This is a genomic window from Kitasatospora sp. LaBMicrA B282, assembly GCF_050325825.1.
In the GTDB taxonomy this organism is placed as follows: Bacteria; Actinomycetota; Actinomycetes; order Streptomycetales; family Streptomycetaceae; genus Kitasatospora.
Genome location: NZ_JBNQTI010000077.1, coordinates 22,350 through 37,831, shown reverse-complemented (window position 1 = coordinate 37,831; position 15,482 = coordinate 22,350). Strand labels below are relative to the sequence as shown.

Annotated in this window: 9 protein-coding genes and 1 pseudogene; 8 read left to right on the top strand and 2 right to left on the bottom strand. The window is 75.6% G+C overall.

The annotated features are described in order from the left end of the window. Together ACQRUO_RS21655 and ACQRUO_RS21650 are read left to right on the top strand one after the other, a co-directional pair. Positions 1–887, top strand: a pseudogene (locus ACQRUO_RS21655) (hypothetical protein); the annotation flags it as partial. 152 nt (positions 888–1,039) lie between these two features. Continuing rightward, positions 1,040–2,482 carry a selenium-binding protein SBP56-related protein gene (locus ACQRUO_RS21650; protein WP_428317661.1) on the top strand — a complete coding sequence of 481 codons (1,443 nt, stop codon included), beginning with the start codon at positions 1,040–1,042 and terminating at the stop codon, positions 2,480–2,482. On the opposite strand, the gene ACQRUO_RS21645 is transcribed toward ACQRUO_RS21650, so the two are convergent. Beyond that, positions 2,461–2,790 carry a cupin domain-containing protein gene (locus ACQRUO_RS21645; protein ID WP_428317660.1) on the bottom strand — a complete coding sequence of 110 codons (330 nt, stop codon included), beginning with the start codon at positions 2,788–2,790 and terminating at the stop codon, positions 2,461–2,463. The genes ACQRUO_RS21650 and ACQRUO_RS21645 overlap by 22 nt on opposite strands. A 285-nt stretch (positions 2,791–3,075) precedes the next feature. On the opposite strand from ACQRUO_RS21645, the gene ACQRUO_RS21640 reads away from it, so the two are divergent. The 4 genes from ACQRUO_RS21640 to tpx all read left to right on the top strand — a co-directional run bounded on the left by ACQRUO_RS21640 (position 3,076) and on the right by tpx (position 10,529). Further along, positions 3,076–4,626, top strand: a complete 1,551-nt coding sequence (locus ACQRUO_RS21640; protein WP_428317659.1) for a purine-cytosine permease family protein — start codon at positions 3,076–3,078, stop codon at positions 4,624–4,626. Between the two features lie 82 nt (positions 4,627–4,708). Further along, positions 4,709–6,577: an RNA ligase family protein gene (locus tag ACQRUO_RS21635; RefSeq protein WP_428317658.1), complete on the top strand. Its 1,869-nt coding sequence runs from the start codon at positions 4,709–4,711 to the stop codon at positions 6,575–6,577. Next, positions 6,577–9,585: a poly(A) polymerase gene (locus ACQRUO_RS21630; protein WP_428317657.1), complete on the top strand. Its 3,009-nt coding sequence runs from the start codon at positions 6,577–6,579 to the stop codon at positions 9,583–9,585. The genes ACQRUO_RS21635 and ACQRUO_RS21630 overlap by 1 nt, the downstream gene beginning before the upstream one ends. 377 nt (positions 9,586–9,962) lie before the next feature. After that, complete coding sequence (tpx, locus tag ACQRUO_RS21625) at positions 9,963–10,529, top strand: thiol peroxidase (RefSeq protein WP_428317656.1); 567 nt, start codon at positions 9,963–9,965, stop codon at positions 10,527–10,529. A gap of 93 nt (positions 10,530–10,622) precedes the next feature. Here tpx and ACQRUO_RS21620 read toward each other — a convergent pair whose 3' ends face one another. Further along, a complete protein-coding gene (locus ACQRUO_RS21620; protein WP_428317655.1) occupies positions 10,623–11,144 on the bottom strand; it encodes a hypothetical protein in 522 nt (173 codons plus the stop codon). A 233-nt stretch (positions 11,145–11,377) separates the two neighbouring features. Here ACQRUO_RS21620 and ACQRUO_RS21615 point away from each other — a divergent pair, with 233 nt between their 5' ends. Then, a complete protein-coding gene (locus ACQRUO_RS21615; protein ID WP_428317654.1) occupies positions 11,378–13,270 on the top strand; it encodes a methylmalonyl-CoA mutase family protein in 1,893 nt (630 codons plus the stop codon). Continuing rightward, complete coding sequence (scpA, locus tag ACQRUO_RS21610; RefSeq protein WP_428317662.1) at positions 13,270–15,471, top strand: methylmalonyl-CoA mutase; 2,202 nt, start codon at positions 13,270–13,272, stop codon at positions 15,469–15,471. Before ACQRUO_RS21615 ends, scpA begins: the two co-directional genes overlap by 1 nt. The last annotated feature ends 11 nt before the right edge of the window (positions 15,472–15,482 follow it).

Here is a 15,482-nt window from a genome sequence, read left to right as displayed (position 1 = left end):
CGGCCCTGGTGCTGGCCGACCGGGCGGCCGGCAGCGTGCCGCTGGGCCGGCTGCGCGAGCGGGCCAGGACGGCGGCCGGGGTGCTGGCGGCGCTGCGCACGGTGGAGCTGCGGGCGGCCCGGCTGGCCGTGACCGCGGGCAGTGCGGGCGGCGAGCGGCGGATCCGGCTGCGGCTGCCGATGCCGCGGCAGGCCTGGCTGGTGGTGCCCTGGCGGGACGCCACCGCGCTGCTGCGGGCGCCCTCCCGGCTGGGCCGGGCGGTGCTGCTCGCGGTGCCGGCGCTGCTCTGCGGCGGGCTGGCGCACGGGATCGGCAGCCGGCCTTCGGTGCCGGTCACCGCGGTGGCGCTGGTCTTCGGCTACCTGGCGCTGGCCCAGCTGCTGGAGCCGGCCCGGATCGAGACCGACGACACCCGCCGGGCCGCCTGGTCGCCCTACCCGCTGGCGAGCCTGATGCTGCGGCACGCCGTCGTGCCCACCGCGCTGGGGCTGCTGGTCGCGCTGCTGGGTGCGGGCGCGGCCGCGCTGGCCGGCGGCGGCGCGGCGGTCTGGCTGGCTCCGGCCGCGGTGCCCGCGCTGGTCGCGGCCGGCCTGGTGAACGCCTGCCGCGGCGCGATGCGGCGCGACCTGATGTACCGCTCGCCGACCCCCGGCGGCGGTGGCGGGCTGGGCCTGGCGCTCTTCGTCGGCTGGTACGCGGCCGGGCCGGCGGCGGCCGTGGTGGCACTGACCCTGCCGTTCGCGGCGGCGCTGCGCAGCCAGAGCGCCGCCGGGTGCGAGCAGGCCGCGGTGCTCGGCGTGGTGGCCGCGGCGGTGCTGCTGGCCTGGGCGCGCAGCCGGGCCGGGGAGCTGACCGGCCTGCACCGGGTGGGCGGCGGGGCGGACTGACCCCGGACTGACCCCGGGCGGGGGCCGGCCGGCGGCCCCCGCCCACGGCGGATTCGCCTTGCGCGCCGGTCCGTGCGCCTGCTGTGCGCCGGTCCCGCTGTGCCAGGCTGCACCTCACTTGTCTGCTGCCCCAGCCGAGTTGAGGAGCACCCTTGCCCGACCCCAGCGACAGCACGCCCGCTCCCGCGCCCAGCGGCCACAGCGACGCCTCGCTCTACCGCACCCCCGCCGAGGCGATCGCCGCCCCGCCGGAGCGGCTCGCCTACGTGGCCGCCTTCGACCGCACCGCCACCCGCCCCGACGCGCTGCTCACGGTCGACACCGACCCCGGCTCGCCCAGCTACGGCCAGGTGCTGAACTTCGCCGAGCTCCCCGGTCTCGGCGACGAGCTGCACCACTTCGGCTGGAACGCCTGCTCCAGCGCGCTCGCCCACGCCTGCCACCGCGACCCCGAGCGGCGCTTCCTGCTGCTGCCGGGCCTGCGTTCCTCGCAGCTGCACGTGCTGGACACCCGGCCGGACCCGATCCACCCCCGGCTGGTGAAGACGGTCAGCGCCGCGGAACTGGCCGCCAAGGCCGGCTACTCGCGCCCGCACACCCTGCACTGCGGCCCCGAGGGCGTCTTCCTCTCCTGCCTGGGCGGGGCGGACGGCGCGGACGGGCCGGGCGGGGTGGCGCTGCTCGACCACACCACCTTCGAGGTGCTGCGGGCCTGGGAGACCGATCGTGGCCCGCAGCACCTGGCCTACGACGTGTGGTGGCACCTGAACGCCGGGGTGGGGATCACCAGCGAGTGGGGCACCCCGTCGATGGTCGAGGACGGGGTGGTGCCGGAGCTGCTGCTGGGCCGGGGCTACGGCCACGCGCTGCACTTCTGGGACCTGGCCACCGGCGCCCACCGCCAGCGCCTGGACCTGGGCGACGAGCACCAGATGGTGCTGGAGCTGCGCCCGGCGCACGACCCGGAGCAGCAGTGGGGGTTCGTCGGGGTGGTGGCCAGCGTGCTGGACCTGTCCGCCTCGGTCTGGCTCTGGTACCGGGACGGCGAGCGGTTCGCGGCCCGCAAGGTGATCGAGATCCCGGCCGAGCCGGCCAAGACCGAGGACCTGCCGCCGGTGCTGCAGCCCTTCGGCGCGGTGCCGCCGCTGGTCACCGACATCAACCTCTCGGTGGACGACCGCTGGCTCTACGTCTCGGCCTGGGGCACCGGCGAGCTCTTCCAGTACGACGTCAGCAACCCGTTCCACCCGCGGCGGACCGCTTCCGTGCGGCTCGGCGGGATCGCCGCCCGCACCCCGCACCCGACCGACCCGGCCACCCCGCTCACCGGCGGCCCGCAGATGGTCGAGGTGAGCCGGGACGGACGCCGGGTCTACCTGACCAACTCGCTCTACGGCGCCTGGGACGACCAGTTCTACCCGGACGGCCTGGACCCCTGGATGGTCAAGCTGGACGCCGACCCGACCGACGGCGGCCTGACCCTGGACCCGCGTTTCTTCCCGCACGGCCCCGACTTCCGCAGCCTGCGGGTCCACCAGACCCACCTGCACGGCGGCGACGCCTCCTCCGACTCCTACTGCTTCCCCTCACCCTGACCCACGGGCACCGCACGCTCGACGATCACCAGCGTGCCCCGGCTCCCCGGGCGCACCGCGTGCCGCACCCCGGCGGGCACCCGGTAGAGCTCCCCCGCGACCACGCGGACCGGCTCGCCCGCCACCTCCAGCTCCAGGTGCCCCTCCAGGACCACCAGCACCTCGGCGGCCTCGTGCACCTCCTCGGGCACCGCCCGCCCGTCCATCCGCAGCACCTTCACGCAGGCGTCGGCCACCTCGCCGAGGACCCGGGAGTGCCAGGCCAGGGGCAGCGCGGCGGCGGTTGCAGGCAGATCGATTCGGGGCACGGCGGACCTCCAGGAAGGAGTCGGTCTGGGAACACGCACGAACCTAGCCGCGCACGCCCGCCCGTTGGTCGACCGTTCGGTAAAACCTCGCGCGCACCGCCGCCCGCCTGCCAGAGCGGACGGAAGCGCCCATTCGGAGGAGTACACGGAAAAACCGGACATGCCCGAAGCGTCTATGGACATTCGGGCCCTGTCGGCGCGGCCCTGACGCCCGAATGATGGATGACCTGCCGGTCCACCGCTCGTACGGTGCCCGGCAGTCCGTTGTCCCAGGAAGGCCCGCGCATGACGAACGACCCCTCCCACCCGCACTCCCCGGTCGGGCACTCGCTCGTCGAACAGCACGGGGTCGACACCATCCCGGAGGAGGAGCGCACCAGCACGCCGCGTGACGTGCTGAGCATCCTGATCGGCTCGAACCTGGCCTTCGGGGTCGTGGTCTTCGGCTGGCTGCCGGTCTCCTTCGGGCTCTCCTTCTGGTCCAGCGCGACCGCGCTGATCGTCGGCACGCTGCTCGGGATCGTGCTGGTCACGCCGCTGGCGCTGATCTCGCTGCGCACCGCGACCAACCTGTCGACCAGCAGCGGCGCGCACTTCGGGGTGCGCGGGCGGCTGATCGGCTCGCTGGTCGGGCTGCTGCTCTCGCTGGGGTACACCGCGCTGGCGCTCTGGGTCGGCGGGGACGTGGTGGTCGGGGCGCTGAACCGGCTGGTCGGCCTGCCCGCCCACGGCCCGGCCTACGTGGCCACCTACACCGTGCTGGCCGCCCTCAGCGCGACCGCGGCGGTCTTCGGCTACCGGCTGCTGCTGCGCATGGAGAAGCTGCTGATGTGGTCGATGTCGGTGCTCCTGCTGCTCGGCCTGTTCGCCTACCTGCCGCACTTCCACGGCTCGGCGCACGGCCACTACCTGCTGGGCGGTTACTGGCAGACCTGGCTGCTGGCGGTGGTCTCGGCCGGGCTGAGCGGCCCGATCGCCTTCATCACGCTGCTGGGCGACTACACCCGCTACGTCTCCCCGGCGCGGCACGGCAACCGCCGGGTGTACTGGGCGAACGCGGCCGGGATGTTCCTGGGCATGCTGATCCCGCAGCTGTTCGGCACCTTCACCGCGGTGGCCACCGGGGCCGGCAACAACTACGTGGCCGGTCTGCTCGCCGGCGCCCCCGCCTGGTTCCTGCTGCCGCTGCTGATCAACGGGCTGCTGGGCAGCGCGGGCAACACCGGCCTGATGCTCTACTCGATGGGCCTGGACCTGGACGCGATCCTGCCCCGGGCCACCCGCCTGCAGGCCACCTACGTGGTCGCGGCGGTCGCCACCGTGCTGGTCTTCGCCGGCCACTTCGTGTGGAACGCGCAGGACGCGGTGACCAGCTTCGTGCTGGTGCTGACCGCGATCGGCACCCCGTGGGCGGTGATCACCCTGACCGGGTTCCGGCGCTGCCGCGGCGTCTACGACCGCGAGTCGCTCCAGGTGCTCAACAAGCGCACCCGCGGCGGGATCTACTGGTACCGGGCGGGCTGGAACGTGCCCGCCACGGTGGCCTGGGCGGTGGGCAGCGTGGTCGGCCTGTGTGCGGTGGACACCCCGGTCTACCAGGGGCCGCTGCTCTCCTGGACCGGCGGGATCGACGTGAGCTTCCTGCTCTCCGGCGCGGTGGCCTGGGCGCTGTACGTGCTGCTGTCCCGGCGGGAGCGCACCGCGCTGCCGGCGGCCGAGCCGGTCCCGGTGCCGGCCCAGGCCCAGGCCCAGGCCCAGGCCACGGCCACGGCCACGGCCACGGGCACGGACAGCACGCCGGCCGGCGCCACCGAACTGGTCCCCGGCCCCCGCTAATTCGTTGGTCGGCCCCCGGGCGGGTCCGTAGGGTGAGCGGGTCGTCCACCGTCACCCACCCTCGCCCGGGGAGCCGATCACCATGCGCGTGCACTACCCCCGCACGCCGCACCTGCCCTGGTCACCGGGGGCGAGCGCGGACGACCTGCGGGCCGGCGGCCTGGCCGGGCTGGTCGGGCGCGAGGTGGTGGTCACCGAGAAGCTGGACGGCGAGAACACCACCCTCTACCGCGACGGGCTGCACGCCCGCTCGCTGGACTCGGCGCACCACCCGTCCCGGGCCTGGGTGAAGGGCCTGCAGGGGCGGATCGGCGCCGCCCTGCCGCCCGGCTGGCGGATCTGCGGCGAGAACCTGTACGCCCGGCACTCGCTGGCCTACCGCGAGCTCGCCGGCTACTTCTACGGCTTCTCCGTCTGGGACGACCGCAACACCTGCCTGGACTGGGACCGGACGGTCCGGCTCCTGCACGGTCTGGGCGTGCCGGTGCCCCGGGTGCGCTGGCGCGGCACCTTCGACGGACGGGCGCTGCGCGCCCTGAGGGTGGACCCGGCGCTTGAGGAGGGCTACGTGGTCCGCACCGTCGCGGGCTTCCCGGCGGCCGAGTTCGGCGCCCGGGTGGCCAAGTGGGTGCGCCCGGGCCACGTGCAGACCGACACGCACTGGATGCACGCCGCGGTGGTGCCCAACGGCCTGGGCCCGCAGGCCGCACTCTGGGCGGTGCGCTCCGGCGCGGAGCCCGAACTGCCGCAGCTGCTGGCCGCGTTGGACCTGGACCCGGAGCCGGGCGCACTGCCCGCCGCCGACCCCACGGCCGAACCCGCCACCACCCCGGTCCCCGACCCCGCAGCCGCCGCGGCCGCCGCGGCCGGCGAACTCGACCTGCTCGGCCGCACCGGTGACGCCCGGCTGCTGGGCGTGCTCGCCGCCGCCCTGGCCGGCCGCCCCCGGGCCCGGCTGACACCGCGGCTGGCCGCGGCGCTCGGGCTGCCGCTGGCCCGCCGGGTGGTGGACCTGGTCGGCCTGCACCCCACGCTGCACCACCCCTACCCCGACGAGGAGCGCCGCACCGGCCTCGGCACCCTGGCGCTCTCCGCCGACCTCGGTCTGCTGCACGCGGTGGCCCGCGCGGTGCTGGCCGGCCGCGCCGAGGCCGGCGCCGACCAGGCGCGCGAGACCCGCGCGGCCCGCGAGCAGGTGGACTGGTCCCAGCTGCACGCCGAGGAGGCCGACCTGCTGGGGCCTGACCCGTTCGCGGCCCTGCGCGAGGGCCTGCGCGCCGAACTCGCCGACCTGGCCCCGCACGCCGCCGACCGCTGCTGGGCCGAGGCCCGCGAAGGCTTCGCCCGCGGGCGGCTGACCGGCCCCGCCGACGCGGTGGCGGCCACCTGGCGTCGGCGCGCCGGGCAGTTCCCGCAGCTGGTGCAGCTGGTCGGCCCCTCCGGCAGCGGCAAGAGCACCTTCGCCGCCGCGCTGCCCGGGGTGTCCGCCCGGATCTCGCTGGACGACCTGCGCGCGGCCCGCGGCTCCCGGGCCGACCAGCGGGCCAACGCCGAGGTGCTGCGCGAGGGCCTGGAGCGGCTGGACGCCGCGCTGGCCGCCGCACCGCCCGGCGGCACCGTGGTCTGGGACGCGACCTCGCTCAACCAGCGACACCGCTCCCAGGTGCATGCCGTCGCCCGCCGCCGCGACGCGCTGCTCACCCACGCGGTGGCGCTGGTCGACGAGGCCGAACTGCTGCGCCGCAACGCGGTCCGGGCCCACCCGGTCCCGGTCGAGGTGCTCACCACCCAACTGCACCGCTACGGCCCGCCCTACCCCGGCGACGCGCACCGCACCTGGTACCTGGGCGGCGACGGCACCGTACAGGACGCGGTCGGCGGCCTGCTGGACGCGACCGAGGGCCGGGGTGCCACGGTCGCCTGCCCGAGCCCGGAAGGGAGCACCGCCTGATGCGCACCAGCGAGCAGATCTACCACCGGGTCCGCTGGGACCCGCAGTTCGACCCGGCCCGGTTCGTGCTCGGGGTCAGCCGGCGGCAGGCCGAGCCGAAGCGGATCCCGCTGCCCGCCTTCGTGCCGGGCGGCGAGGTGCCGTGGCACCGGGTGCTGTTCATCGAGGCGGACGGCGAGCCGGTCTGGGACCGGTCCACCGGCCTGGACGTGCTGGACCGCGTCACGGTCGGCCGGATCCGCGCGCCGCGCCGGCTGCACCCGCCGTTCTTCACCCCCGGCACCCCGCACCGCTTCGAGCCGGGCGCGGGCTGGCGGCCCGGCACCCGGGCGGCCGAGCCGGGCGGCACCACGGTGCGGGTGCTGACCTGGAACACCCTCTGGGACCGCTACGACGGCGACCGGATCGACACCGCCCGCCGCCGCCCGCTGCTGCTCGCGGCGCTGCGCGCGGCCGACGCGGACGTGGTGGCGCTGCAGGAGGTGGAGGCCGGGCTGCTCGCCCTGCTGCTGGCCGACCCCTGGGTGCGGGCGAGCTACACCGTGGACGTCGACCCGGCCGGCCGGGAGGTCGAGCAGAGCGGCCTGCTGCTGCTCAGCCGGCTGCCGGTGACCGAGGCCGCCCGGCACCGGCTGGGCCCGCACAAGGCGCTCGCGGCCGTCACCGTCAGCACCCCGGTCGGCCCGGTGGTCGTCGCCACCACCCATCTGAGCAGCGACCACTCGGAGCGCGGCGCGGACCGGCGGCAGGCCGAACTCGACCGGCTGGCCGAGGGGTTCGCGGGGCTCGGCGGCGAACTGGTGCTGGTCGGCGACTTCAACGAGGACGGCGACCGGCCGACCGCGGCGCTCGGCCTGCGGGACGCCTGGACCGTGGTGCACGGCCCCGGCGACCGCACCCCGACCTTCGACCCGGCGGCCAACCCGCTGGCCGCCGTCGGCTCGCTGAGTGGCCGCGCCGCCCGGCTGGACCGGGTGCTGCTGCGCCCCGGCACGCTCGGCGTCACCGGCGCCGCGCTGCTCGGCACCGCGCCCGCCGCTCCGGACGGGCTCTTCGTGTCCGATCATTACGGTGTGGTGGCCGAGCTGAGCCTGACCGGCGCCGAACCGCACGAGGTGCTGGACCTCGCGCCGACGGCCCGGACCGCGCTGGCCTGGCTGCCGCCGGAGGAGGTCCGGACACCGGTCCAGCGGCTGCGCCACCGCTTCGACGGGCAGGTCTGGCGCTGGCCGCCGCACGTCAACCTGCTCTTCGGCTTCGTCCCGGAGAGCGCCTTCGAGCGCGCCGCCCCGCTGCTCGGCGCCGCCGCGGCCGAGGTCGCACCGTTCACCGCACAGCTGGCGGGCGTGCACACCTTCGGGCACCGCGAGGACGCCACCGTCTGGCTCGACCCGGCGGCGGGCGGCGAGGCGCCGTGGGCCGAGCTGCACCGGGCGCTGAGCGCCCGCTTCCCCCGCTGCCACGGCCGCGCCGAGGGCTTCACCCCGCACCTGACGCTGGGGCGCAGCGCCGACCCGCAGAGCGTGGCGGCCGCCTGCACGACCGCGCTGGAGCCGGCGACGGCCCGGGTCGGCGAGCTGGTGCTGCTCTCCCGCCGGGGCGAGGGGCCGATGGAGGTCCGGGCCCGGGTGGAGCTGGGCACCGGCCGGGTCCACTGGACGGAGCGGCCGCTCGGCCGGCCGGACCAGGACCGGTTGGACTTCGGCGCGCCCCTGGACGGCGATCCGGAAGCGGGCGGTCTCACGGAGGGTGGTCCAGCGGCGGATGATCCGGCCCGGCGCGGTCCGGCGGAGGCCGGTCTGGACGGCCCCGACCAGGCGGATCCCTTGCTAGCCGATGCCGCGCGCCCGGTCCTCGGCGCCGCCTCGGTGGCCGCCCGGATCGCCGCGGCGCTGCCGGAGGCGGCGGTGTACGCGGTCGGCTCGCGCCGGATCGGCGGCGCGCTGCCCGGCGCCGACCTGGACCTGGTGGCGGCGCTGCCGGGCGCAGCCGTCGACCCTGCGGCGGTGCGCGAGCGGCTGACCGCCGCGCTCCCCGCGGGGACCGAGGTGCGGCCGGTGGTCGGTGCCCGGGTGCCCGGGCTGCGGCTGCGCGTCGCTGGCCCGCCGCACCCGGCGGTGCGGTGCGCCCCGACCCCGCCCGGGTGGCTCACGGTGGACCTGGTGCTGGTGGCCGCCGGGCCGACGGCGCCGGGCGAGGCGGTGGCCCGGCGGGCGGAGCTGGCCGAGCCGGCGGCCGTCGCGCTGAGCGCGGTCAGCGACGCGGCGGCGATCCGGGCGGCGGTCGGCGAGCGGTGGGCGGACTTCGCCGGGCTGCTCGGCTGGGTGAAGGCCTGGGCCCGCGCCCGCGGGCTGGACACCGCCCCGTTCGGCGGGCTGCCGGGGCTGGCCTGGTCCGTGCTGGCAGCCCGCACGGTGCAGCAGGCCGGCGATCTGCCGGCCGCGGAGCTGCTGGAGCGGTTCTTCGCCGACTGGGCGGCCTGGGACTGGCAGCAGCCGATCGCGCTGCTCCCGGACGGGCCCACCGGGCCGGCGACGCCCGCGCCCGTGGTCACCGTGCTGACGCCGACCCACCCGGTGCGCAGTTGCACCGAGCAGGTCGGCGCCGGCTTCCAGGAGCTGCTCGCCGAGGAGCTCTATCGCGGTTGGGAGCTGCTGGCGGCGGGATCGGCCGCCGAGCTGTGCGCCGCACCGCCGATGCACCGGCGTCACGCGGCCTGGGCCGTGCTGACGATCGGTCAGCAGAGCGAGGACTTCGCGGAGACGCTCGGCCGGGTCCGCGGCCGTCTGCGTGCCCTGCTCGGCGTCCTTGCCGAGGAAGTGCCGCAGGTGCACGCCTGGCCGCACCCGTTCGAATCCGGCCCGCCGCGCACCCGGTACGCGATCGGCCTCGGTCCGACGCCGCCGGACCGGACTCGGCTCGCCGAGCTCGCCGACCGCTGGACCCGGGGCCTGCCGGGGGTGGCGGTGGAGTGGGCCGAGGGCGGCGCGGTGCCGACCCTGGCCTGATCGCGCGGGCCGGGCACCCGGGCGAGTCCCGGGTGCCCGAGGCCCCGATCGCTCGGGGGACGATCGGAGCCTCGGTGTGTGCGCTCGGTGCCGCTAGCGGACCGGGCGCCAGTAGTCGGGCAGCTCACCGGGGTCGACCAGACGTTCACCTCTTGGGGGGACGAGCCACGCGAACAGCTTTCTGAACATCGAAACCTCCTTTCTGAGCGGACATGTCAGGAACTATGGCTACACCATGTGCCGGTACCAATCCACTGGGTGAGCTCCAACCAAGGGACTTTCGGCCAAAGTTCGTCACCTTGCGCCACTCGCGCCTCGCCCGATTGCCCGGCGCCGCCGGCTGGCTGACCCGCCGTCCGACGACGTACCGTCGGGGCATGCGCAGAGCTGTGAGCAGCGAGGACCGGCCGGAACGGACCGGCGAGGCGTTCGAACTGGGCGAACACCTGACCGTGGTCGGCGAACGGCTGCAGGTCGGGGCCGCGGCACCCCCGTTCACCCTGGACTGGCTGGCAGAGCCGGATGCGGCCGTCTCCCAGGTCCGGTTGTCCGATACCAGTGGGTCGGTGCGGCTGCTCAACGTGATCAACTCGATCGACACGCCGGTCTGCCGGACCGAGACCCGGACCTGGCAGCAGCGGCTGGCCGAGCACGCGGCCGAGGGCGAGGTGCAGCTGTACACGGTCAGTATGGACCTGCCGTTCGCGCTGGCCGCCCGCGGACCCCAGGAGCCCGACGGCACCGGCCACCTGCTGCTCTCCGCCCACCGCAGCGAGCGCTTCGGGCAGGACTACGGGGTGCTGCTCAAGGAGTGGCGGCTGCTCCAGCGCGCGGTCTTCGTGATCGACCGGCACGACCGGCTGGCGCACGTCGAGTACGTCGCCGACCAGATGGCCGAGCCCGACTACCAGGCGGCCCTGGCAGCCCTGGCCGCCCTGCCCTGACGCCCGCCCGGGGCCGCTCCCCGATCCGGCGGGAACCCGCGCCCGCCCCTGAGGCCCGCTCGGGCCCGGGTTTCGCCGCGGGCCCGAGCAGCGTCACTCCCCTGGCCCCTCCCCCGGCCCCTCCGCCGCCCCGTCCGCGTCGTCCGCCCCCTCCTCCTCGTCGTCCTCCTCGTACTCGTCCTCGCCGCCCGCGATCGCCCGGGCCCGCAGCCGGCCGATCAGCGCCACCAGGTCCTCGTCCCGGGTGCCGCCGCCCTCCACGGTGGCGAGCCCGAGCAGGATGCACCGGGCCAGCGAGTCCGCGGTGATCAGGTCCTCCTGGTCCGCCGTGTCGGCCCAGCAGTGGTAGGTGGTGGCCAGGGCCAGCGAGGTGGTCATCACCGGGTCGGTGCGCCAGAACTCCTCCTTGCCCCGGTCGGCCGGGTCCCCGTGCTCGCACTCGCGCAGGTGGGCGGCGATCAGCCCGCGCAGCACCCGCTCCGCGTAGGCCGCCAGCAGCAGCGAGAGCGGTTTCTCCCCGTCCATCCGGCGGGCCAGTAGCACCAGGGCCTGGACGTCGTGGGTCCAGGCGGCCTCCAGGGCGGCGACTGCGCGCAGCTTCTGATCCGGCGTCATGGCCCGCACGGTACGCCCGGCCCCGGAAGGCCCGGGCCGGCTCCGGCGAAGTTGACCCGATCGAGGGGCACCGGCCGACCCGTGGCGTGCCACGGTGCCCGAACGGCCACGCAGAGCCACGTCCAGGCCGCCTACCCAGGGCCGACCAGGGGATTCCCCACGGTCGAGGGAGGGCAAAGTCACAGCCGGGCGGCCTTGCTGTGGCTTAAGGCCGGGGCACTAACCTTCCCTTCATGACGGTCCCGCCCGAAGGGCTCCCCCTGGCCGCCGAGTTCCCGGATGCAAGCCGTGAGCAGTGGCGGCGCCTGGTCGAAGGCGTCCTGAGCAAGTCAGGTACGCAGAGCATCGCCGGCACCCCGGCCGAGGCCGCACTGGCCACCGCGCTGGCCGACGGCCTGGTGGCACAGCCGCTGTACACGGCCGAGGACGCCCCGGGAGCGGCCGCGGCCGGCTTCCCCGGCTTCCCGCCGTTCGTCCGCGGCGGGCGGGCCCAGGGCTCGGCCGTGGACGGCTGGGACGTCCGCCAGCGGCACGCCGACCCCGACCCGGCCCGCACCGCCGAAGCGGTGCTGGCGGACCTGGAGCACGGCGGCACCTCGATCTGGCTCACCCTGGGCGAGGCCGGTCTGCCCGTCGAGGACCTGGCCACCGCGCTGCAGCACGTCTACCTCGACCTGGCCGCGGTGGTGCTGGAGGCCGGCCCGCAGACCGGCGAAGCCGCGGCGCGCTTCCTCGCGCTGCTCGCCGAGCGCGGCGTGGCGAACGAGGCGGCCACCGGCAACCTGGGCGCCGACCCGCTCGGCCTGCTCGCCCGCACCGGCGAGGACGGCGCCACCGACGAGCGCCTCGCCGAGGCCGCCGCGCTGGCCGCCCGCTGCGCCGCCGACCACCCGGGCCTGCGCGCGCTGACCGTCGACGCCCTCCCGTACCACGAGGCCGGCGCCTCCGCCGCCCAGGAGCTGGGCGCCGCCCTGGCCACCGGCGTCGCCTACCTGCGCGCGCTGACCGCCGCCGGGCTGGACGTGGACGCGGCCGCCGGGCAGCTGGAGTTCCGCTTCGCCGCCACCGAGGACCAGTTCCTCACCATCGCCAAGTTCCGTGCCGCGCGCCGGCTCTGGTCCCGGGTCACCGAGGTCAGTGGCGCCACCGCGGCGGCCGGCGCGCAGCGCCAGCACGCCGTCACCTCGGCGGTGATGATGACCGCCCGGGACCCTTGGGTGAACATGCTGCGCACCACGATCGCCGCGCTGTCCGCCGGCGTCGGCGGCGCCGACGCGGTCACCGTGCTGCCCTTCGACAGCGAGCTGGGCCTGCCCGACGCCTTCGCCCGCCGGATCGCCCGCAACACCCAGGCGATCCTGCTGGAGGAGTCGCACCTGGGCAGGGTGATCGACCCGGCCGGCGGCTCCCACTACGTGGAGCAGCTCACCGAGGAACTGGCGCAGGCCGCCTGGTCCTTCTTCCAGCGCCTGGAGGCAGCCGGCGGCCAGCGGGCCGCGCTGGTCTCCGGCCTGGTCGGCGAGAGCGTCGCCGCGACCTGGGCGGAGCGCTCGGTGCGCCTGGCCAAGCGGCGCGAACCGGTCACCGGCGTCAGCGAGTTCCCGAACCTGGCCGAGCAGCCGCTGGTCCGCGAGCCGGCCCCGGCGCCGCTCGGCGGCGGCCTGCCGCGGGTGCGCCGGGCCGAGGCCTTCGAGGCGCTGCGCGACCGCTCGGACGCCCGGCTGGCCGCCACCGGCGCCCGCCCGCGGCTGGTGCTGGCCGCACTCGGCCCGGCCTCCGTGCACACCGCCCGGGCCACCTTCGCCGCCAACCTGTTCCAGGCCGGCGGCATCGAGACCGTCCTGGTCGAGGGCCTCGACCCGGACGAACTCGCCAAGGAGTTCGCCGCCACCGGCGCCACCGTGGCCTGCCTCTGCTCCGGCGACAAGCTGTACGCCGAGCACGCCGAGGCGGTGGCCGCCGCGCTCAAGACGGCCGGCGCCACCACCGTGCTGCTGGCCGGCCGCCCCGGCGAGGAGCAGCGCGCGGCCTACCAGCGGGCCGGCGTGGACGGGTTCGTCTTCGCCGGCGGCGACGCGGTCGCCGTCCTGACCTCGCTCCTCGACCAGATCGGAGTGCCGCGTTGATCCCCGACTTCAGCACCATCGGGCTCACCGGGGACGCCGCCGGCACCCCGGCCACCGCCGAGCAGTGGCAGGACGCCTGGCGCGCGGCCACCGCCGCGGACGTCGCCGAGCGGCTCTGGGAGACCCCGGAGGGCATCGGCGTCAAGCCGCTGTACACCGCCGAGGACCTGGCCGGGCTGGACTTCCTGGGCACCTACCCGGGCATCGCGCCCTACCTGCGCGGCCCGTACCCCACCATGTACGTCAACCAGCCGTGGACCATCCGGCAGTACGCCGGCTTCTCCACCGCCGAGGAGTCCAACGCCTTCTACCGCCGCAACCTGGCGGCCGGCCAGAAGGGCCTGTCGGTCGCCTTCGACCTGCCCACCCACCGCGGCTACGACAGCGACCACCCCCGGGTGACCGGTGACGTCGGCATGGCGGGCGTGGCGATCGACTCGATCTACGACATGCGCCAGCTCTTCGACGGCATCCCGCTGGACCGGATGTCGGTGTCGATGACCATGAACGGCGCCGTGCTGCCGGTGCTGGCGCTCTACATCGTGGCGGCCGAGGAGCAGGGGGTGAAGCCGGAGCAGCTCGCGGGGACCATCCAGAACGACATCCTCAAGGAGTTCATGGTCCGCAACACCTACATCTACCCGCCGCAGCCCTCCATGCGGATCATCTCCGACATCTTCGCGTACACCTCGCAGAAGATGCCGCGGTACAACTCCATCTCCATCTCCGGCTACCACATCCAGGAGGCCGGGGCCACCGCCGACCTGGAGCTGGCCTACACCCTGGCCGACGGCGTGGAGTACCTGCGGGCCGGGCTCGGCGCGGGCCTGGACGTGGACGCCTTCGCGCCCCGGCTGTCGTTCTTCTGGGCGATCGGCATGAACTACTTCATGGAGATCGCCAAGCTGCGCGCGGCCCGCCTGCTCTGGGCCAAGCTGGTCAAGCAGTTCGAGCCCAAGAACGCCAAGTCGCTCTCGCTGCGCACCCACTCGCAGACCTCCGGCTGGTCGCTGACCGCCCAGGACGTCTTCAACAACGTGGCCCGCACCTGCGTGGAGGCGATGGCCGCCACCCAGGGCCACACCCAGTCGCTGCACACCAACGCGCTGGACGAGGCGCTGGCGCTGCCCACCGACTTCTCGGCCCGGATCGCCCGCAACACCCAGCTGATGCTCCAGCAGGAGTCGGGCACCTGCCGGGTGATCGACCCCTGGGGCGGCAGCGCCTACGTCGAGAAGCTCACCCACGACCTGGCCGCCCGCGCCTGGCAGCACATCCAGGAGGTGGAGGCGGCCGGCGGCATGGCCAAGGCGATCGACGCCGGCATCCCCAAGCTGCGGGTCGAGGAGGCCGCCGCCCGCACCCAGGCCCGGATCGACTCCGGCCGCCAGCCGGTGATCGGCGTCAACAAGTACCGGGTGGCCGACGAGGAGCAGATCGAGGTGCTCAAGGTCGACAACTCGGCCGTGCGCACCCAGCAGATCGAGAAGCTGCGCCGGCTGCGCGCCGAGCGCGACGAGGCCGCCTGCCAGGCCGCGCTGCACGCCCTCACCCGGGCCGCCGAGGCCGGCCCGACCACCGACCTGGACGGCAACCTGCTCACCCTGGCGGTGAACGCGGCCCGGGCGATGGCCACCGTCGGCGAGATCTCGGACGCCCTGGAGAAGGTGTACGGCCGGCACTCCGGCCAGATCCGTACCATCTCCGGTGTGTACCGTGACGAAGCCGGCGCCTCCGCCACCGCCATCCAGCGCACCCGCGACCTGGTCGAGAAGTTCGAGGCCGCCGAGGGCCGCCGCCCGCGCATCCTGGTCGCCAAGATGGGCCAGGACGGCCACGACCGCGGCCAGAAGGTGATCGCCACCGCCTTCGCCGACCTCGGCTTCACGGTCGACGTCGGCCCGCTCTTCCAGACCCCGGCCGAGGTGGCCCGCCAGGCGGTGGAGGCCGACGTGCACATCGTCGGCGTCAACTCGCTGGCGGCCGGGCACCTCACCCTGGTCCCGGCGCTGCGCGCCGAGCTGGACGCGGCCGGCCGGGACGACATCACCATCGTGGTCGGCGGCGTGATCCCGCCGCAGGACTTCGAGGCGCTGCGCGCGGCCGGCGCCGCGGCGGTCTTCCCGCCCGGCACGGTCATCCCCGACGCCGCCTTCGACCTGCTGACCTCGCTCGCCGCCGAGCTCGGCCACGAGTTGTGAGCCGCTGACCG